Here is a 19792-nt window from a genome sequence, read left to right on the forward strand (position 1 = left end):
CACCGTTGTCGAGCAAATTCCGGCTGGGAGTGTCCAATGCTTGAGCGGTTCCAATTTGGACTAGCTGGTTTCGCTAGCGTGAGGTCTGGTCACAACGACGTGACTGACTGAAAGTAGAGAGGAACCGTATGGAACTGCTGCGCTTGGGGCCGCTCGGACACGAGATTCCGGTGATCCGCCACGACGGGGTCTGCTTCGACCTTCGCCCGCTCACTCACGACATCGACCCGAACTTCTTCGCCGCAGACGGCATCGAACGAGCCCGCGCTGCACTCGACGCCGGTGAACTTGAACCGCTGGCCGGAGCCGACGAGTTGCGCATCGGTGCGCCGCTGTCCAGGCCGTCTTCCATTGTGTGCGTCGGCATGAACTACGCTGCCCACGCCCGCGAGGCGGGAGCCGAGCCGCCTGAGCGTCCCGTCATCTTCTTCAAGATGCCCTCGACGATCGCCGGACCCACCGACCCGCTCGAGCTGCCGCCGTCTGCGACGAAGGCTGACTGGGAGGTCGAGCTGGGAGTGGTCATCGGTGCGCGGGCCTACAGAGTCGCCTCGGCGGAGGCGGGACTCGACTACGTCGCCGGGTACGTGCTGGCGAACGACCTGTCCGAACGTCGCCTGCAGATTGAGGAGTCCGGAGGGCAGTGGTCGAAGGGGAAGAACCTGCCAGGGTTCACTCCGTTGGGGCCGTGGATCCGCCCCGCCGCCGAGGTGGACCCCGGTGACCTGCGACTGCGCAGCTGGATCAACGGCGAAGTCCGGCAGGATTCGTCGACGAGCGACCTCATCTTCTCCGCCGGCGAGATCATCCACCAGCTCAGCCAAGCGATGGCCTTCGAGCCGGGTGACGTCATCCTGACCGGCACTCCGCAGGGCGTCGCGCTGTCGGGCAAGTACCCATATCTGGCCGACGGAGACGTCGTGGAACTCGAACTCGACGGACTCGGACGGCACCGGCAGGTCGTGACCGTCACCGAGTGAGATGTCTTCTCGCCTGCACGTGTAGGCGGTGAATGCGACGAGCGGCGCACCGGTGATGGTGCGCCGCTCGTGTCAGCGATCGACGTCAGCGAGATGACGTCAGATCAGGGAGTTGCCGGGATCAGCGGTTCTGGTCGAATCCGCCCTGCTGACCGCTCTGGTCCTGGCCGCCGAAACCGTCCTGACCCTGCTGTCCTCCGGGCTGTCCACCCTGTTCGCGGACATTGCCGCCGAACCCGCCGGACTGCTGTCCGTCCTGACCCTGCTGGCCGCGGTCGTCGCCGAAGTCGCCGGCATTCTGGCCGCCCTGGGCCTGTTCTCCCTGGCCGCCGAATCCGCCCTGAGCCTGCTGGCTCTGGCCCTGGTCCTGCTGATCTACACCGGGCTGGCCGCCCTGCTCGCGGTCATCGCCACCGAAGCCGCCCTGCTGCTGACCCTGCTGTCCGCCGGGCTGTCCGCCCTGCTGGTTCTCGAAATCGTTCTGACCGTTGTCGTTGTTGCCTGCGAAATCGTTCGATCCCATGTCCAACTCCTCATTCGGTGACGAATCATCGCTGTCTGCGACTTGCTTGTCAGTCTTGGGCACACGCAGATCGGCTGGCAATGGAGTTCAAGGAATGTTGCGCGATGTTCGCTCGCCCCACAACTGCCGTTCAATCAGAGCGACTTTCCAAGGCGACTTTGCTTTCTGCGGCATTTCGCGACCGCTCGGCAACGTTGGTGGAGAGAAGATGGATGTGGTCTGAACCACATCGGTCGGGCCGCCGGCCGAGCAGACCGGCCGAACGAGTGCGGGAGGCATAATGAGCACACCCGAATCCGACACACAACGGGTGACGAAAGGTCGTGTCACAGTCTGGGCGATTCTCTGCCTCATCCCGGTGATCGCCGCCTTCGTCTTCCAGTGGTTGCCGATCTTCAACGGCCCACATCTGTTCCTCGGTCTGCCGACCATCCTGTGGTGGACCTGCATTCCCGGCAGCCTCCTCGTGACCGGGATCCTCCTGATCATCGAGAAGACCCGTCCCGACCTCGAACGACAGAGCCACCTCGATGACCTCGCCCTCGAGGCGGCCGAGCGGCGCGAAGACGGGGAGGAGGACTGAGATGAGCACAGTCGAAATCGTCACCCTCGGCGGAATCGTCCTCGTCGCGATCCTCGGACTCATCGGACGCAAGAAGCCCAACGCGGACCTCTCCGAGTGGACCGTCGGCGGCCGGCGCTTCGGTGTGGCCACCACCTGGCTGCTTCAGGCCGGCGAAACCTTCACCACCTTCACCTTCCTCGGCACCGCCGGGCTCGTAGTCTCCGGAGGCGCCGCCGCCTTTTATTCGATGCCCTACGTCCCCCTGGGCTACCTGGTCCTCTACTTCATCGGCCCGAAGATCTGGCGCATGGCCAAAGCACGTGGTCATCTGACTCAGGCCGACTTCCTCGAGCACAGCTACTCCTCACGTACTCTCGGCGTCATCGCCGGTGTCTGCGGAGTCGTCTTCCTGCTGCCCTACCTGCAGCTGCAGATCACCGGGCTCGGGCTCATCGTCCAACTCGTCACCGGCAACCGCACCACCGGAGTGTGGTCGATGGTCATCGCCTTCATCCTCGTCGTCGCCTTCGTCCTGTGGTCGGGACTGCGCGGAGTCGCCACGACCGCCTACTTCAAAGACGCGCTCATGCTCGTCATGCTCTTCGTCGTCTGCATCTCGATCCCCATCCATTTCACCGGCGGATTCACCAATGTATTCGACACCGTCGCCGCCACCATGCCCGAGCTCCTGAGCGTCCACGGCACCGAGGAATATGGCATCCCCTGGTACATCTCGAACATGGCGATCAGTGCGATCGGCGTGGCCTTTGTGACCTTGCCGCACATGTGGCCGCCGATCCTCGCAGCCCGCAGCTCCGCAGTTCTGCGCCAGAACTACCTGTGGCTGCCGATCTACAACACCTTCATCGTCCTGCCCCTCATCGTCGGCTACGTGGCCGTCGTCATCCTCGGCAGGAATACCGACGCCGACTCCGCGCTGCTTCACCTCGCAGGACAGATGTTCCCCGACTGGGTGATCGGAATCCTCGCCGTCGCCGGTATCACCACCGCCATGGTGCCTTCGGCCGCGCTGCTCATCGGCATCTCGACACTCGCCTCGCGCAACGTCTTCCGGATCAAATCCGACCGACACCAATTCACCGCCACACAGCTCATCGTGGTCGTCGCTACCGGGCTGTCCCTGCTGCTTGCCATCGTGATGCCGGACCTGCTTGCCAACCTGCTGCTATTGACGTTTTCCGGCCTCGACCAGCTGGCCCCGGCGATCGCCGCAGCGATCTTCTTCCGCGGCCGCCTCAGCGTCAACTCGATCATCGCAGGTATCGCTGCGGGACTCATCGTCGTCATCGCATATACCTTCTGGCTGCCTCTGCCGTGGGCGATCAGCGAAGGCATCATCGGACTCGGCGTCAACATCGTGATCGTCGCGATCTGCGAAGCTGTGCGTGCCGGCGTCGGACGGTCGACGCCGTCCGCATCGGCGGAGGCTGTCGGTCCGCGCGCATAGGAAACGGACCATGTCGACGGTGGGCAACCTCGGTCCGGTGATCCTCAGTGAAGGCGAACGTACCGACAGAGACTCAGTACTCCCAGTCCTCCGGCAGATCGTCCCAAAACATGTCACGGTTTTCGATGATGCGCTGCCGCCTGCGTGAGATGAGAAAGCGCGGATCGCCGAGGATGACCTCGACGTCGGAGAGCTCGTGGCCGGCGGCATGCAGCATCTTCTCGGCAGTCGGCTTCGGTGAACTCGAGACGCCGAGGTGGTGCTGGAGCTCTCCGATCGTCATATCGCTTTCGCTGCTCCACTGGCCGGAGAAAAGTTTATTGTTCTTCCCGACGATCCAGAACAATGCCGCGAGCAGAGTGCGGTCGGCGAGGCGGCGGCGGAAGAACGCGGGATCCCCTCGCCCGGCCTCCGTCAAGAATCGCAGCGCGGACGTCGCGAGCTCCGGCTCTGCGAACACCTCGTCCGCGATCCGTCGGATCTCCGGAACCAAGCCGGTGAGGCGGTCGACGATGTCATCGGTCAGGTCCGTGGTGTCAAGATCTTCGTCAGCCAGCGGTTCATCGGTCAGTGCCTGCAGGGCATCGAGGCCGCCGACCTCCTCGGCGCCGCTGCCGATGAAGATCTCCGCCAGCATCGAAGCCTGATCGCCGAAGAAAGATCCCTTACCGAACCCGTCACCGGCATCCGACCAAGGCCCCGACAGAGGCAGAGTGTCATCGTCGGTCCCGGTCAGCAGGCGTGCGAAGAGGTCACTCGTGCTTTCAGGCCGGTCGCCGCGCACTCGCGCTTCGTACTCCTCCCGATTGTCCTCGATCGCGGCAATAGCGTTCTCCGTGAAGACAGGATCGACCTCGCTGCGATCATTGGCATAGCGGACGACCGCGGCCAGGGTCGTCGGCATGAGGAGAAGATCATCCTCGGGGGACATGACCTTGCGCGGGTAGAGGTCGCACATGAGGCGTTCGACGAAAGTGCCCGACCACCTCAGTGGATCATTGTTGCCGTAGTTGATCTGGAACTCGAAGAGAAGATGGGCATGACCGATCTCGTCCTCGGTCAGCGCTGCGGCGAAGGGTGAGGTGCGGAAGTCCGCGACGAGCTCCTCGATCTCCTCCGGTTCCCACATTCTGATCTCGTAGCCGGTGCCGCCATCGGAGAGCTTCGCCAGCATCCATTCGAGCAACGGTCGGGTTCCCGGCCAGCTTTCGGTCTCGATCGGGGGAAACATGTGAGTGCTCATCTCGAGTACCTCACGCAGCCGGGCAGCGGCATCGTGGAGGCTGAGGGTGACCACGTCGACGGGTGTCGGAAGGTCGGTGCTGCTGAACTCGACGACACTCGACAGGGGTCCGTCGGCAAGATAGGCGTCTTCGAGGTAGGGCGAACCGCTGCGGTCCACGGCGACCGCCAAAGTGGCTGATCTGCCGGCCGTGGAGATCTCAAGCAGGATCGTCTCCTCGATCTTCACCGGCGAGACGACGGCGGCGGCTCGGAAGGGTTTGATCTCGTCGGCACGGCGGATCCATTCCGGCAGGCGTTTGGTCTTCGGGGTCGGGAGCATCTTGGCGATCCGATGGCGGAAGAGCTCGTCGTCGAGCATCTGTGCCCAGATCCGCACCAGCGGTTCGGTCTCTTCGGGCGTGGCCTCGAGCATCTGCACGGCGAGCTGCGGAATCGGCGGCAGCTCTTCCGCATCCTTGTCATCGTCGTTGGGGTCGTCGACGGAGGCCAGCATGGTGCTCGCTATCTCGAGCAGCATGAGCGGGCTTTCGCTGGCTGCGGCCTCTTCGAGTACATCGAGAAGCTCGGGTTCGTCAGCACGAGAGGGATCGAATGGACCGGGAGGCTGGTTCATGGGTTCCACGCTACTGGGTGTGCTCTCTGGCCGGTAGTCGCGCGGAGTCGGTGTCGCACGGAACCGGCAGTCGCGCGGCATCCGGCCGCCTCGGCGAGGGCATGATCGTCCATCCGAGGACGCGGATATCCGGGAATGTAGCGCCGACACCTGGCACCATGGGAGAACCGAACCACGCACTTTAGGAGCATCGTCATGAGCACGCGCCGACTTCCCCTCACCGGTGTGCGAGTCCTCGAACTCGGCAACTACATCGCCGCACCCACCGCCGGGCGGATGCTCGCCGACTTTGGCGCCGAGGTGATCAAGGTCGAACGCCCCGGAACCGGCGACGAGCTGCGCAATTGGCGACTCAAAGCCGGCACCACCTCGATGCTCTACCGCACGATCAACCGCAACAAGAAGTCCGTCGTGCTCGACCTGCGCAGCGACGAAGGACGCGAAGCCGTGCTCGAGCTCGTCCGCCGGTCCGACATCGTGCTCGAGAACTTCCGCCCCGGCACACTCGAGAAGTGGGGGCTGGGCCCCGACGTCCTCGAAGAGGCCAACCCGGAGCTCGTCTTCGTCCGGATCTCCGCGTTCGGCCAGACCGGACCGATGTCCGCCCGGCCTGGCTTCGCGGCAGTGGCCGAAGGCTATTCGGGCTTCCGCGAACTCGTCGGCGACCCCGACCGTCCACCCGTCCGCGTGGGCATCTCCATCGGCGATTCGATCGCCGGAATGCAGGCCGCATTCGGTGCCGTGATGATGCTCTTCGACCGGCAGCGACAGAAGATCGCTGGAGCCGCCGAGACCGTCGTCGGATCCGCGCACAGCTTCGAAGGGGAGGGGTCGCTGTCCGAGCGGACCGTCGACGTCGCACTCAACGAGGCGATGTTCTCCATGATGGAATCCCTCGTCCCCGACTACTCCGCCTTCGGGGAGGTCCGCACCCGAACCGGCGGCCGGATGGAGGGCATCGCGCCGTCGAACGGCTACCTGTGCGCCGGCGGGAAATCCGTCGTCATCGCCGGCAACGGGGACGGAATCTTCCCACGGCTGATGACCGCGATTGACCGGCCTGACCTCGCCGAGGATGCCGAACTGCAGACGAATGCCGGACGATGGGAACGGCACGAGGAACTCGACGAGGCGATCGGAGCCTGGTGCGCCGAACGTTCTGTTGAGGATGTGGTTGCGGTGTTGGACGAGGCCGAAGTTCCGGCAGGTCCCATCTACACTGCTGAAGATCTCGTCGCCGACGAGCAGCTGGCCGCGCGTGGAATGATCCAGAACCTCGACGTCTCCACCGGCGAAGAGACGTTGAACGACGTCGCCTTCCCCGGCATCACTCCGGTCATCGGCGGCGAATCCATTGCCATCGACCACCTCGGACCGGACCTGGGTGAGCACACAGCCGAAGTGCTGTCATGGTTGGGCCTCGCCTCGGACTTGGGCTCGGGCTCGGGAGCGGACCGGGACAGCCGGTACGACGGCCAGGAGGACTGAGTCCGGCAGACCCTTCTCCGCAGCGCCCGCCCAGGTCTATCCTTAGGCCATGGGCGAGCTGAGATACTCGATCAACGTCACCGTCGACGGCTGCTGCGATCACCGCGTGGGCGTCATCAGCGAAGAGTTCCACCGGCATCACGCCGAGAATCTCAAGCGCGCCGACGGTCTGGTGTTCGGGCGCGTGACGTACCAGATGATGGAGGACGCCTGGCGCAGATCGCCCGGTGACACGACTCCTGAAGCCGATCTCGATCCGTTCGTCGCGGCCATCGACCCGGCCCGCAAGTACGTCGTGTCGAGCACATTGGACAGCGTCGACTGGAACTCCGAACTCATCCGCGGCGACCTCGACACCGCCATCCGCGGTCTCAAAGAACAATCGGTGACGGGACTCGCGGTCGGGGGAGTGACGCTGCCGCTCGCCCTGGCCGAACTCGGTCTCATCGACGAATTCGAGTTCGTCGTCCACCCGTGCATCGCCGGCCACGGCCCCTACCTCTTCGCGGGACTGAGCAGAGCGGTCGATCTCGAACTGGTCGGACGCGACGAACTCGAATCCGGCCACGCCATCCTCACATATCGCCCGAAACAATCTCAGTCCCGATAAACGGAACCCCCAAGGGGCAATTCTCCCTGCCCTCTCACATGTCGAAACTTCCCTGTTCCGCGTCGTGAGCGCCATGTATAACGATAGAGACGCCGCACACTGGAGCGCGGCGACGGTTCGTTTCCCGTTGTACGGGAGCATGCGTGAAGGAGTCCCATGGCCCGGCCGAGCACCGTCGAGATCCTCGACACCACCCTGCGTGACGGACTGCAGATCGAGAAGGCGATCGTGCCCACCGATATCAAGGTCGCGCTCGCCGAGAAGCTCATCAATGCAGGATTGAACCAGATCGAAGTCGGATCCTTCGTCAATCCGAAGAAGGTCCCGCAGATGGCCGACACCGACGAACTGCTGCGCCGCCTCGCCCCGCATGAGGCCGACGGCGTCGAGTTCTATACCCTCGTATTCAACCTCAAGGGCGCCCAGCGGGCCGTCGACGCCGGGGCGAAGAACATCAAACTCGTCCTCTCCGCCTCCGAAGGACATTCGCAGGCGAACTCCGATGCCTCAATCGCCGAGGCGAGCGACCGTCTCATGGCCGCCGCCGTCTTCGCCCGCGACCACGGCTTGCGCTTCGACATCACGACCGCTGTGAGCTTCATCTGCCCGTTCGACGGAATCACCGAGGCGGACCACCTCGTCGAGGTCCTCCGCCCCTTCGTCGACGCCGGAGCCCACGGAATCGGCGTCGCCGACACCATCGGCAATGCAAGCCCCTCCCTCGTGCGCCGGAACACCTCAGCGGTGATCGACGCCTTCCCGGACAAACCGGTCAACCTCCACCTCCACGACACGTACAACTTCGGCATGGCCAACGTCATCGCCGCACTGGAGTTGGGAATCGCGAATTTCGACGCGGCCCTGGGCGGACTCGGCGGCTGCCCCTTCGCCCCGGGTGCTGCCGGCAACATCGGCACCGACGACCTCGTCCACCTCCTCCACCGCGAAGGTGTGGCCACCGGCGTCGACGTCGGCGCCCTCATCGAGATTCGCGAGCCCCTCATCGCCGCCGTCGGACACGGACTGACCTCGAGCCTGTCGGACATCCCCGCCACCCCCGCCGCCTTCGACGACCGCTTCGCCCCCACCTCGGCGAGGGACTGACATGAGCACCGAGGCGGCCCGCACCGCGAACCCGAATACGGACACGGACCAAGCGCCGCCGCCCGAACCGCTGCCGCTCGAGGGCATCCGCGTCATCGAGTTCTCGCACATGGTCATGGGGCCCAGCTGCGGGATGATCCTCGCCGACCTCGGAGCCGAGGTCATCAAGGTCGAACCGCGCGGAGCCGGCGACAAGACCCGGTACCTGCCGGGGTCCGGATCCGGGCTGTTCCCCGCGTTCAACCGCAATAAGCACAGCGTCCAGCTCGATATCGCCGAGGCGGCCGACCGTGACCGCGTCCTCGAACTCATCGATTCCGCCGATGTCCTCCTCGAGAACTTCCGCGTCGGGAAGATGGAATCGATGGGCTTTGGATATGCGGACCTCTCGGCCCGCAACCCCGGCCTCATCTACTGCTCCCTCAAGGGATTCCTGTCCGGCCCGTACGGCGGACGTGCCGCCCTCGACGAGGTCGTCCAGATGCTCGGAGGACTCGCCTATATGACCGGTCCGCCCGGTCAGCCGCTGCGCGCCGGAGCCAGCGTCAACGACATCATGGGCGGAATGTTCGGCGTCATCGGCATCCAATCGGCGCTGCGGGTCCGCGAGACCACCGGACGCGGAAAGCTCATCAACTCCGCTCTGTTCGAGAACAACGCCTTCCTCGTCGGCAACCACATGGCACAAGCCCAGATCAGCGGCGAACCGCCGCGTCCGATGCCGACCAGGGAAGCGACCTGGGCTGTCTACGACATCTTCCGCGACGCCGCGAACAACCAGGTCTTCGTCGCCGCAGTCTCCGACGGACAGTGGCGCGACCTCTGCGACGAGTTCGGACTGACGGGACTCGCCGCCGACCCGGACATGCTGACCAACCAGGGACGAGTCGACCAGCGTGATCGCATCCACCGCGAACTCCAGACGGCGCTGTCGCAGCTGAGCCTGAAAGAGATCGAAGAGAAGTGCACCCGCCGCGGACTGCCCGTCGCCCCGGTCAACACCCCCGCAGATCTCAACTCCGACCCACACCTCGTCGCCTCCGGGGCGCTGGCGCACACAGGGCTGCCGACCGGCTCATACGTCGATGTGCCGCTGCTGCCGCTGACCTTCGACGGTGCCAGACTCGGCCTGCGCAGCGATGTGCCCGAACCGGGTCGGCACAACGCGCACTATCGGGACGGCACCGCAGTGCCGAACGGACCGCCGACGGACGGGCCACAGCACCACGGCAGCACCTGAGGACACGTCGAGAACTCAGCACAAAGTCGAGAACTCACCACATAACTGAACACACAAGGGGACAACTCATGCGATCAACGACGATCACACGCACACGCAGGACCGCCTCGGCGAGGGGCGGTGAGACCGCCTCGGCGAGCGGGAGGTCACTGACCCGCCGCAGACGTGCGGCCGGAATCGGGGCCGTGCTCGCCGCCGTCGCCCTCGTCGCCACCGCGTGCGGCAACAAAGCGCAGCCCCCGGGCGAAGGCGGGGACTACCCGAAGGGACCGGTCACGGTCACGGCCCCGGCCGAACCCGGCTCCGGCTGGGACACCACCGCCCGCGCCATGACCGAGGCGCTGCAGAAGGACGACATCGTCACCAGCCCGCTGCCCGTGCAGAACAAGCCCGGCGGCACAGGCTGCTCGTGGATCACCTCGATGATGCAGCAGGAGAAGGGCAAGGATGACCAGATCGCGATCACCTCGCTGGCCAGCCAGACGATGAAGGCGCGCGGACTGTGCGAATACGGTCCGCAGGACACGACCCTCATCGCCACCCTCTACGTCGAGGACTTCATGGTCGTGACCCCGAAGGACGGAGACTTCAAGGACCTCGACGCCCTGGTCAAGGCGCTCAAGGACGATCCGCAGAAGGTCACGGTCGCGGCCGCAGGCGATGACACACTGCCCTTCGCCCTGTTCGCGAAGGAGGCCGGCATCGACCCGGCCGACATCAACTTCGTCAACTACGACGGCGGCGGCGAGCAGACCACCGCCATGCTCAACGGAGACGCGAAGGTCGCGATCGCCGGGATGAGCGAGTTCCGTTCCGTCCTCGAATCCGGTGACATCGAACCGCTGGTGACCTTCGCCGAGAAGCCGCTGGCGGCCCCGTTCGATACGGTGCCCACCGCGAAGGACTCCGGCTACGACGTGACCCTGGGCAACTGGCGCGGAGTCTTCGGCCCCGCCGAGATGCCCGCAGAAGCCGTGGACTACTGGGCCAAGGCGCTCGAGGACATGAGCAAGTCCGACACCTGGCAGGAGACGCTGAAGAACAACCAGTGGGCCGCAGAGTTCCGCACCGGCGATGACGCCCAGACCTACGTCGACGAGGCCGCGAAGACCGTTGAGGAAGGCGTCAAGGAGACCGACCTGGGCAACGGCAAATGACCGCGCACCGCACCGACCTCATCACCGGCGGCGCCATCGCCGTCATCGGCGCGGTCTACTACATCGCGACGTTCTCCATCCAGGAGACCGCGAACATCGTCACCCCGCGCACCTTCCCTGCGATCGTCGGCATCGCCCTCATCGTGCTCGGCCTCTTCCTAGCCGGTCAGGCCATATACAAACACCGGAAGTCCCATCTCGCCGAGGCGGGGCCCGGGTCCCCGGTGTCCACCGAGGTGGGCGCGGGGAACGGGACCACACGGTCCACCGAGGTGGGCGCGGGGAACGGTGGGACCGCCTCGGTGGGGGAGACCGCACCGGAATCGACCGGCACGGGCGAATCGGCCGGCGGGGTCGTCCTCGAGGCGCCTCCCGAGCCGGCCGCGCGGAAGGTCGTGTTCCAGTTCGCGCTCTTCTTCGTCTACTTGGCGATCCTCATCCCGGTCGGCTTCCTGCTCTCCACAGCGGTCTTCCTCATGGGCCTGACGAGCATCTACGCGCCGGAGAAGTGGATCCGCAATCTCATCTTCTCCATCGTCTTCGCCGGCGTCATCTACTTCGCCTTCGTCTACGGCCTCGCGGTGTACCTGCCGGTCGGAATCCTGGGCTGAGGGGACGGATATGGATACTCTCATCGATCTGGGAGGCGGCTTCGCCTCGGCGCTGGAACCGGCCAGCCTCGCCTTCGCCCTCCTCGGCGTGCTCTTGGGCACCGTGGTCGGGGTGCTGCCGGGCATCGGCCCGATCTCTGCGATCGCGATCCTCATCCCGGTGTCCTTCGGCATGGAGCCCGTGCATGGGCTGATCCTGCTCTGCGGCATCTACTACGGGTCCATGTACGGCGGTTCGATCACCGCCACACTCATCAAAACCCCAGGTGAGGTGGCCAGCGCGGTGACGGCCATCGAAGGCTATGCGATGGCTCGCAAAGGCCGCGGCAAGGCGGCCCTGGCGACCGCGGCGATCGGCTCGTTCCTCGCCGGAACCCTCGCGATCATCGGTCTGACGTTCCTGTCGCCGGTGCTCGTGAAGTTGGCGAACGTCTTCGGCGCCACCGAGTACTTCCTGCTCATGGCTACGGCTCTGCTGCTGGCCTCGACGATGTCGGCGGGATCGCGGACCAAGGCGCTCATCTCGATCTTCATCGGTCTCGCGGTCGGTCTCATCGGTCTGGACTTCCAAACCGGTCTGCCGCGGCAGACCTTCGGCATCGACCTGCTCTCCGACGGGGTGGACTTCACGATCTTCGCGATGGCGCTCTTCGCCATCCCCGAGGCGATCCGCAACCTCGCGCTCGGGCGCGGAGCGAAGGATGAGATCCAGAGCTTCGGCGAGGACAAGTGGATGACGAAGGAGGATTGGCAGCGCTCGGCCATGCCGTGGGCGCGCGGGTCGGTGCTCGGCTTCATCATCGGCATCCTGCCCGGTGTCGGACCCTCGCTGGCATCCTTCATGTCCTACATCATGGAGAAGCGGATCTCGAAGCGGAAGGACGAATTCGGGCACGGCGCCATCGAAGGCGTGGCCGGTCCGGAAGCGGCGAACAATGCCGGAGTCGGCGGTGCGATGATCCCGCTGTTCAGCCTCGGCATCCCCGGTTCGGCGACGACGGCGCTGCTGCTGTTCGTGTTCACGATGTACGGACTGCAGCCCGGCCCGCTGATCTTCCGGGACGAGACCGGTCTGATCTGGACGATCATCGCGAGCATGTACATCGGCAACATCGCGCTCATCATCCTCAACCTGCCGCTGGTCGGGGTGTTCGTCAAACTGCTGAAGATGCCCAAAGAGATCCTCTTCTCAGCGATTCTGGTGCTCGTCGTCATCGGTGCCTATGCCATCGAGTTCAGCCTCTTCGGCCTGATGATGCTCGGCATCTTCGGTATCATCGGCTACCTCATGGAGAAGGGCGGGATCCCGCTGGCACCGGCGATCCTCGCGCTCGTGCTGGTTCCGCTGCTCGAGGACAACTTCCGCCGCATGCTCCAGATCTCCGGCGGATCATTCGCCCCGCTGGTCACTCGGCCGGTGTCGCTGTCGATCATCATCCTCATGGTTCTGGGGATCGTAGGACCGATCATCTTCCGTTGGTGGGTGAGCCGTCGCAGACTGCTCGCCGATGTGACCGTGGCCTGAGACGCCGAATTGAGGAGTTCAATGAAGAGTTCACCAGAGAACCCGACCTCGGAAGTCGGTGTCCTCGACCGCAGCGCCGCGATTCTCACAGCGCTGCAGGACCACCCGATGACCGCCGCCGAAGTGTGCCGACGGCTCGGCTATTCGAAGTCGACGACCTATCGGCTGCTGACCGACCTGCGGGCGCACCGGTTCATCGTCCGCGACACGTCCGGGAACCTGCGGTTGGGCCCGTTCCCGGGCCGGCGCAGCATCGCCACGACCAATTCGGTGCTCGAGTATCTGCGGTCGATGACCGGAGAGTCCGTGCAGCTGTGGATCCGTGCCGGTGAGGATCGGGTGTGCGTGCGCAACGTCGAGGCCGACCACGAGCTGCGGGTCTCCCGCAGCGTCGGCACCGTGCTCCCGCTCGTCGACGGCGGATCGGGTGCACTTGCGCTGTGTGGGCCGGGCAGTCCGGCGGAGTTCTACGCGACGAAGCAGGCACGGGTGGCCGGGACCGCCTCGGCGAGTGTCGCCTTCACCGTCGGGACGGTCGTGTTCGCACTGTGCGTGTCCTATCCGCTGACCCGGGAGCCGGAGAACGTCGCCGGGGCGTTCCGCACCCTGCTCACCCAGGCCGCCGGCGAGCTGGCGTCGCTGCTCGACGGCAGCGAGGAACTCGGAGTGCTGCGCGACATCGCTCGTTTGGCCCTCGGCGCGCAGAAGGCGGCAGGGGAGTAGGGGCGGCGGGGATCATGTGAGGGGGCTGATCTGGGGTCAGTCGAAGGGGCTGAGGGCGAATCGGCCCCACGCCAGGAAGAGCATGACGGCGAGGAAGATCAGGTCGCCGAGCAGGTTCCCGTATTCGGACCGGCGGATGCGTTCGGTCACGGCTCCTGCCATGTAGAGAGCCATGCCCGAGGCGGCCACCGGCACCAGCCAGGCAGTCGGAGTGAGCAGTCCGGGCAGGAAGAGTCCCAGCCCTCCGAGGACTTCGATGATGCCCATGAACTTCACTTTTCCTGGACTGAAGTCCGCCGGCCACTGCAGCTTCGCGGCGTATCTGTCGAATGACCAGGTGAGTTTGACGATGCCGCCGGCAGTGAACGCGATGGCGAAGATGCCGGCGACGATCCAGAGTGCGATGGACATGATTCTCCGCTCTCCTCTGGCTCTCGGTGGTGAGGGGCGGAGGATGCTCATCGGAATGCGACACGATCCGTGTCGTTAGCTGAACACCTTCGTGCCAGAGCGCCGCGGAGTCAACAGATCGACGAGACTCAAAGCAGTGCCCGCGTAGCCAGGGCGTGCCCCGTAGTCGGGGCGTGCCTCACAGAAAAGCCTCGCAGTCTCGGTCGTCCGGGTTCACTCGGTCGGCGGCTGGCCGAGGTAGAAGCCGGTGGTCCGGTCGGCGGCGGCGCGGGCTTCATCGGCCGGGGTGCCGGCGGCGATGGAGGCCTCACCCCAGCGGGTGCTGGAGGTCCGGACGAATTCCTGAGCCGGCGCCGAGGTGACCCATTCGTTTTCGTTCTCCGGTCGTCCCGTACCGGCCACGAGGTGGAAGGCGAGGCCGAGCAGGGACAGATCCCAGCCGACTCCGGTGGCGCCGGGTCCGAACTGGGTCCAGAACTCCGCGCCAGCCTCGCCGCTGTGCGAGTGTTCGAGCGTGAACCGCGCGCCGGCGTCGGCTTCCGTGACGCGGACGGTGACATAGCTGATGCCGCCGGCGAACTCCCAGGTCAGCGAGTAGGAACTCAGCGGTTCGCACTTTTCGATCGTGCCCGAGGCGTTGCCTTCGATCGCGTAGCGGCCGCCGAGTTCGAGATCGCCGGAGACCGGGGCGAACCAGCGTTCGAGTCGGGCCGGATCCGTGCAGGCGTCCCAGAGGTCGGCGACGGTGGTCGGGTAGGTCTGGCTGATCGTCTGAACGGTGTGCTGCGTGTCGCCCTCGATGCTGATGCTCAATCCCCGGTCGACGACGTCGGCCTGAGCGGCGAGGACCTCGATTTCGGTCGGTGTCGCCGAATCGGTCGGGCCGGCGGATTCGTTGGTGTTCATGGCTTCTCCTGTGTGGTGTCCGGTGATGTCGGCGGCTGTGCTGTGTCGGTGTCGCTGTCCGCGTCGGTGGTGTCGGTATCCGTGGTTCGGTGATCCTCGGCGATACGTCGCTGCCGCTTCCCGCGCGCGATCTCGGTCGAGAGCGCGTCGAGGCGTGGAGCCCAGAAGCGACGGAAGGGGGTGAGCCATTCGTCGACGCTGCGCAGCGGTGCCGCTTCCAAGGAGTAGAGGCGGCGGGTGCCTTCGGCGCGACGCGCGGTGAACCCGGCCTCGCGGAGGACTCTGAGGTGTTGGGAGACGGCTGGCTGACTGATGGCGAATTCCTCGCCGATGGCATCGACGATCTCACCTGCGGTCAGTTCCGCGTCGGCGAGGAGCTCGAGGATTCGCCTGCGAACAGGATCCCCGAGGATGTCGAATGCGTGCATGGATTCAGTATAAGTGCAGACTTATATAAGTCAATGGTGAGATTGGGGCAAGAATTATACGGCCTAAAAGAATCCTGTCTTCAGGGGACTTGATCAGATGAATATCCCGGAGGTTCGGAGTATTCTACGAGTTTTAGTCTCATAATCGGTCTAGCCGCCCTTAATGATCTGATGTATATTCGTTTTGTGGTGCAGCACAAGGCAGTGTTGCCATCGCAACAATTTGCTCCGGCTTCTGATTGGAAATCCATGAAACGACTGGGAGTTGACGTCGGCGGTACCTTCACCGATCTGGTCCTGTGGGACGACGACGGCACGATCACAGTACACAAGACTCCATCTACATCCGATGATCCATCCGTGGGGACTATGGACGGGATATCGGAACTCGCTCGTAAGGCAGAGGCAGATCCGGCCAGCATCGAAATGTTCTTTCACGGAACGACAGTGGCAACCAATATCGTTCTTGAACACAACGGTGATGACGTCGGAATGATCACGACCGAAGGATTTCGAGATCTCCTGCACATCGCTCGGAAGAAGCGACCGCTCAACTATTCGAACTATCAAGAACTTCCGTGGCAGAAGTGGCAGCTCGTCCCGCGTCGAAATAGGCGGACGGTGTCGGAAAGAATCGATGCGTCCGGAGCGGTACTCACTGGATTAGACGAAGATGCAGTTCGTCAGGAAGTGCGACTGTTGCGCGAGCGCGGCGTAGCCGCGATCGCTGTTGCATTTCTTCATGCGTACCGAAATCCGACTCATGAGCTCCGTGTGAAAGAGATCATTCAGGAAGAGTATCCCGAAGTGTTCATTTCTCTGTCGAGCGAAGTGGCTAGTCAGTACAGAGAGTATGAACGGTTCTCGACCACCGCGCTCAATGCGTTCGTCGGCCCCAAAACATCGAATTACATTGCTCGACTCGTGGAGAAGGCCAGCGAGGCCGGAATCAGCGATGATGTCCATCTGATGACTTCCGCGGGTGGTCTTGTCACGGCCCGCAGTGCCAGAGAGACTCCGGTTCTCCTCCTGACCAGTGGAGTAGTTGCAGGCTTGATCGGCGGCTGTGCGATCGGTGAAGCGTCAGGATATCCCAGCGTCATCACTCTGGACGTGGGCGGAACTTCTGCAGATGTGGGGGTAGCTCCGAACGGTCGTCTACGTATGAAACATCTGCTGGACACCCGAATCGGGGATTACCACGCCATGGTGCCTATGGCAGAAGTGGATACCATCGGCGCTGGCGGCGGATCGATCGCCTCGATCGATGAGGGCGGAATGTTCCGAGTTGGGCCACGAAGCGCGGGTGCTGTTCCCGGTCCGGCCTGTTTCGGCAAGGGCGGGACAGAACCAACATCAACAGACGCTATGGTCGTTCTCGGCTGGTTGCGAGAGAAGAGCTTTTTATCGGGGACCATGACCGTCCGGCCCGAGCTCGCAGCTGCTGCAATCTGTGAACATATTGCAGAGCCTCTTGAAACAAGCCTTGAGAAAGCTGCAATGGGTATTTTCACCGTCCTTGCCCACTCCATGACTGAAGCCATTAGCCTCCATTCGGTTCGCAAGGGCTACGATCCACGTGACTTCTCGCTCGTCGCAGAGGGCGGAGCGGGACCTCTGTTCGCCTGGCACATTGCCAAGCAGCTAAATATTCCTCGGGTCATCGTTCCCATGCATCCTGGAATCACCTCAGCAGTTGGGTTGCTTGCCACTGACATCAGATATGAGGTTCCCACCACGGCTTGGACTTCGTCAGATGACGCAGACATCGAACTGCTGGCGCGAGAGATCGATCAGCTTTCGACTCAGGCTGAGAAGCAGTTGCAAGCTGACGGATTCTCGGATGAACAAGTCAGCCTGGAGCGGAGTGTTGATTGCCGGTATGTCGGTCAGGGTTATGAACTGAGAGTTCAAGCCCCCAGCGGCCCAATTGATACAGAGTGGGTCCAGAAGGTGGCGCAAGCGTTCCACGAGCTACATGGCCGCATGTATTCACAGCGATTCGATGATAAGGCCGTTCAGCTCGTCAATGTTCGCGTTACCGGGATCGGAGCAGTCCCACAGATCAAACTTCCAGAAATCGCAGTTGGCGGAACGGACGCTTCCGAGGCCCTTGTGACGACAACCCAGATGTTGATCTGGACTGACGATGCAGGCGACCCAGAGTGGGTCGACGCTCCCGTCTACTCTCGACAACTCCTGAAGGCGGGCAACGAGATCGAAGGACCGGCGATTGTCGAGCAATTCGACTCCACAACAGTCATCGGAACTGAGCAGAGAGCATCCGTCGATTCACTCGGCCACATCATCATTGAAAGGAGCACGTCGTGAGCAAAGCTGCAATGCCGAAATCTGGCGTCTCACTAGCGCCGGAAGCAGTTCGCACATGGAACTCTGTCGAAGTCGATCCGATTACCTTGCGAGTGATCGGTGGAGCACTCGATTCCATGGCCAAAGAAATGGCCCAGGTCCTTTACCGAATGGCGTATTCGAGTCTCATCCGGGAATCGGAAGACCTCGGGGCAGGCATTTTCGATGTCAGCGGGCGCGAACTGTGCGAATCTGACTCGACCCCCATGCACTGTGGTTCGATACCCGCATACATCAAAGGGGTGAACAGACGATTGGCCGGCACGTACAAGCCGGGTGATGTCATCCTGCACAACCATCCGTACCATGGAGCCGCGCACTCACCGGACTATGGAATCGTCATCCCGATCTTCTGGAACGATGAACACATCGGTTTCGCCGGATGCACAGGACACGTGTCTGACATCGGCGGAAACTTCCCAGGCCTGTGTATGGATGTCGTCGATGTATGGGCTGAAGGCAAGCTTATGGACTCGATGAAGATCTACGACGGCGGTGTGCGGAACGACATGCTCATTCAGCACATCCTCGATAACGTACGTACTCCGGAGCAGAACCGAGGCGATTTGGAAGCGCTCATCTCATGCGCTCGGATCGGAGAACGCCGATTCCTCGAGCTTCTTGAGGGATACGGGCTCGATACAGTCATGAGCGCCAGCGAAACGTGGATGAGCTATTCAGAGACGATGCTTCGCAACCGGATCAAGGAGCTTCCGAATGGCAGCTACGAGGCACCGGTCGGCTACCTGGATGACGACGGCAAGAACCGAGGCGTCCCGCTCAAAGTCTCTGTCCGCGTTGACATTGAAGACGACGAGGTGCTTATTGATCTCACCGGCTCGAACGAACAGGTGCCGACTGCCTTCAACGTGCCATTCGAGGGGTCGGTTCTGCCTGTGGCCGTCAGTGCCATTCGAACAATTCTTCTAGATGAAGAAACCACGCAGGAATATGTGCCCCAGAACGACGGCTGCTTCCGCCCAGTGAGGGCATACGCGCCAGAGGGAACGATCTTCAATCCGGATTTCCCGGCATCGTGTTTTGCTCGCTTTTCCCAGGTCAATCGAGTATTCGACTCAATCAACTTGGCTCTCGCGCCGATCCTCCCTGATCACGCCATAGCCGGCTCCTCATCAGCGTTGTGCGCAATAGCGTACTCAGGAGTGGCGGAAGACGGCGAGAGCTATTGGGTATATATCGAGATCAACGAAGGCTCCTATGGTGGGCGCAATGGTCGAGACGGGATGGACGCCGTCGATGCTCTCATGGCCAACACGAGAAACAACCCGATCGAAGAACTCGAGCTCAACCATGCAATGAGAGCAGAGCGATACGAATTGAGAGACGAATCCCCTGCACCGGGACGATGGCGTGGAGGCATAGGCAGTGTGCGACGTTGGCTGATGATGACGGATACTTTTCTCGGCTCCGAAGCGGACAATCGCAGCGATGCACCTGCGGGCGCATTGGGCGGAGCAGACGGAAGATCTGGATCTTTTGTCCGCAATCCCGGAACCGACCGAGAAGAAGTGCTGTACTCGAAGGTCACGCAAGAAGTAGTGCATGCGGGAGACACACTTGAGATTCGTATGCCTTCAGGCGGCGGCTTCGGAAATCCATTCGAGCGCGACCCGTTCGCGGTTCTCCACGATGTCTGGGACGAATATCTGACGGCCGAAGAGGCTGAACGTGACTACGGAGTTGTCGTTGATACTGAACGATGGGTCGTTGACGACGAAGCGACCGAACGACTCCGCAACGGGGCGAAAATGAGCTGAACGCTTACATCTACACACAGGTTGAGGGGCGTCCGGTAAAGCCAGAC

The 19792-nt window shown here is 63.2% G+C and carries 18 protein-coding genes; 14 read left to right on the forward strand and 4 right to left on the reverse strand.

The window, feature by feature from the left end:
• Positions 1-128: 128 nt before the first annotated feature.
• The 4 genes from L1F31_RS01145 (at position 129) to L1F31_RS01160 (ending at position 3536) form a co-directional block, all read left to right on the forward strand.
• On the forward strand, positions 129-980 hold the full coding sequence (locus L1F31_RS01145; protein ID WP_265418903.1) for a fumarylacetoacetate hydrolase family protein: 852 nt from the start codon (positions 129-131) through the stop codon (positions 978-980).
• 112 nt (positions 981-1092) lie between these two features.
• Positions 1093-1524, forward strand: coding sequence for a hypothetical protein (locus L1F31_RS01150; protein ID WP_265418904.1), 432 nt, complete (start codon positions 1093-1095; stop codon positions 1522-1524).
• 259 nt (positions 1525-1783) lie between these two features.
• The gene (locus L1F31_RS01155) at positions 1784-2086 is read left to right on the forward strand and encodes a hypothetical protein (protein ID WP_265418905.1); all 303 of its coding nucleotides are present in this window, start codon (positions 1784-1786) and stop codon (positions 2084-2086) included.
• Between the two features lies 1 nt (position 2087).
• Complete coding sequence (locus L1F31_RS01160) at positions 2088-3536, forward strand: sodium:solute symporter family protein (protein ID WP_265418906.1); 1449 nt, start codon at positions 2088-2090, stop codon at positions 3534-3536.
• 73 nt (positions 3537-3609) lie between these two features.
• Here the strand turns inward: L1F31_RS01160 and L1F31_RS01165 are convergent, their stop codons facing one another.
• Positions 3610-5394 carry a hypothetical protein gene (locus L1F31_RS01165; protein ID WP_265418907.1) on the reverse strand — a complete coding sequence of 595 codons (1785 nt, stop codon included), beginning with the start codon at positions 5392-5394 and terminating at the stop codon, positions 3610-3612.
• A 195-nt stretch (positions 5395-5589) separates the two neighbouring features.
• Between L1F31_RS01165 and L1F31_RS01170 the strand changes: the two genes are divergently transcribed.
• The 8 genes from L1F31_RS01170 to L1F31_RS01205 all read left to right on the forward strand — a co-directional run bounded on the left by L1F31_RS01170 (position 5590) and on the right by L1F31_RS01205 (position 13852).
• Complete coding sequence (locus L1F31_RS01170) at positions 5590-6882, forward strand: CaiB/BaiF CoA transferase family protein (RefSeq protein WP_265418908.1); 1293 nt, start codon at positions 5590-5592, stop codon at positions 6880-6882.
• A gap of 49 nt (positions 6883-6931) precedes the next feature.
• A complete protein-coding gene (locus L1F31_RS01175; RefSeq protein WP_265418909.1) occupies positions 6932-7492 on the forward strand; it encodes a dihydrofolate reductase family protein in 561 nt (186 codons plus the stop codon).
• A 156-nt stretch (positions 7493-7648) separates the two neighbouring features.
• A complete protein-coding gene (locus L1F31_RS01180; protein ID WP_265418910.1) occupies positions 7649-8596 on the forward strand; it encodes a hydroxymethylglutaryl-CoA lyase in 948 nt (315 codons plus the stop codon).
• Position 8597: 1 nt separating this feature from the next.
• On the forward strand, positions 8598-9836 hold the full coding sequence (locus L1F31_RS01185) for a CaiB/BaiF CoA transferase family protein (protein WP_265418911.1): 1239 nt from the start codon (positions 8598-8600) through the stop codon (positions 9834-9836).
• A gap of 68 nt (positions 9837-9904) precedes the next feature.
• Positions 9905-10993: a tripartite tricarboxylate transporter substrate binding protein gene (locus L1F31_RS01190; protein ID WP_265418912.1), complete on the forward strand. Its 1089-nt coding sequence runs from the start codon at positions 9905-9907 to the stop codon at positions 10991-10993.
• Complete coding sequence (locus L1F31_RS01195; RefSeq protein ID WP_265418913.1) at positions 10990-11604, forward strand: tripartite tricarboxylate transporter TctB family protein; 615 nt, start codon at positions 10990-10992, stop codon at positions 11602-11604. The genes L1F31_RS01190 and L1F31_RS01195 overlap by 4 nt, the downstream gene beginning before the upstream one ends.
• Positions 11605-11614: 10 nt before the next feature.
• Complete coding sequence (locus L1F31_RS01200; protein WP_265418914.1) at positions 11615-13129, forward strand: tripartite tricarboxylate transporter permease; 1515 nt, start codon at positions 11615-11617, stop codon at positions 13127-13129.
• A gap of 21 nt (positions 13130-13150) precedes the next feature.
• On the forward strand, positions 13151-13852 hold the full coding sequence (locus tag L1F31_RS01205; RefSeq protein WP_265418915.1) for a helix-turn-helix domain-containing protein: 702 nt from the start codon (positions 13151-13153) through the stop codon (positions 13850-13852).
• Between the two features lie 36 nt (positions 13853-13888).
• On the opposite strand, the gene L1F31_RS01210 is transcribed toward L1F31_RS01205, so the two are convergent.
• The 3 genes from L1F31_RS01210 to L1F31_RS01220 all read right to left on the reverse strand — a co-directional run bounded on the left by L1F31_RS01210 (position 13889) and on the right by L1F31_RS01220 (position 15597).
• Positions 13889-14263 carry a DoxX family protein gene (locus L1F31_RS01210; protein ID WP_265418916.1) on the reverse strand — a complete coding sequence of 125 codons (375 nt, stop codon included), beginning with the start codon at positions 14261-14263 and terminating at the stop codon, positions 13889-13891.
• A 213-nt stretch (positions 14264-14476) separates the two neighbouring features.
• The gene (locus tag L1F31_RS01215; RefSeq protein WP_265418917.1) at positions 14477-15169 is read right to left on the reverse strand and encodes an SRPBCC family protein; all 693 of its coding nucleotides are present in this window, start codon (positions 15167-15169) and stop codon (positions 14477-14479) included.
• The gene (locus L1F31_RS01220; protein WP_265418918.1) at positions 15166-15597 is read right to left on the reverse strand and encodes an ArsR/SmtB family transcription factor; all 432 of its coding nucleotides are present in this window, start codon (positions 15595-15597) and stop codon (positions 15166-15168) included. The genes L1F31_RS01215 and L1F31_RS01220 overlap by 4 nt, the downstream gene beginning before the upstream one ends.
• A gap of 171 nt (positions 15598-15768) precedes the next feature.
• On the opposite strand from L1F31_RS01220, the gene L1F31_RS01225 reads away from it, so the two are divergent.
• Both L1F31_RS01225 and L1F31_RS01230 read left to right on the forward strand, forming a co-directional pair.
• Entirely contained in the window at positions 15769-17928 is a 2160-nt protein-coding gene (locus L1F31_RS01225; protein WP_265418919.1) for a hydantoinase/oxoprolinase family protein, read from the forward strand.
• Entirely contained in the window at positions 17925-19745 is a 1821-nt protein-coding gene (locus tag L1F31_RS01230; RefSeq protein ID WP_265418920.1) for a hydantoinase B/oxoprolinase family protein, read from the forward strand. Before L1F31_RS01225 ends, L1F31_RS01230 begins: the two co-directional genes overlap by 4 nt.
• Positions 19746-19792 lie beyond the last annotated feature (47 nt).

This window comes from Brevibacterium spongiae, from assembly GCF_026168515.1.
Classification (GTDB): Bacteria; Actinomycetota; Actinomycetes; order Actinomycetales; family Brevibacteriaceae; genus Brevibacterium; species Brevibacterium spongiae.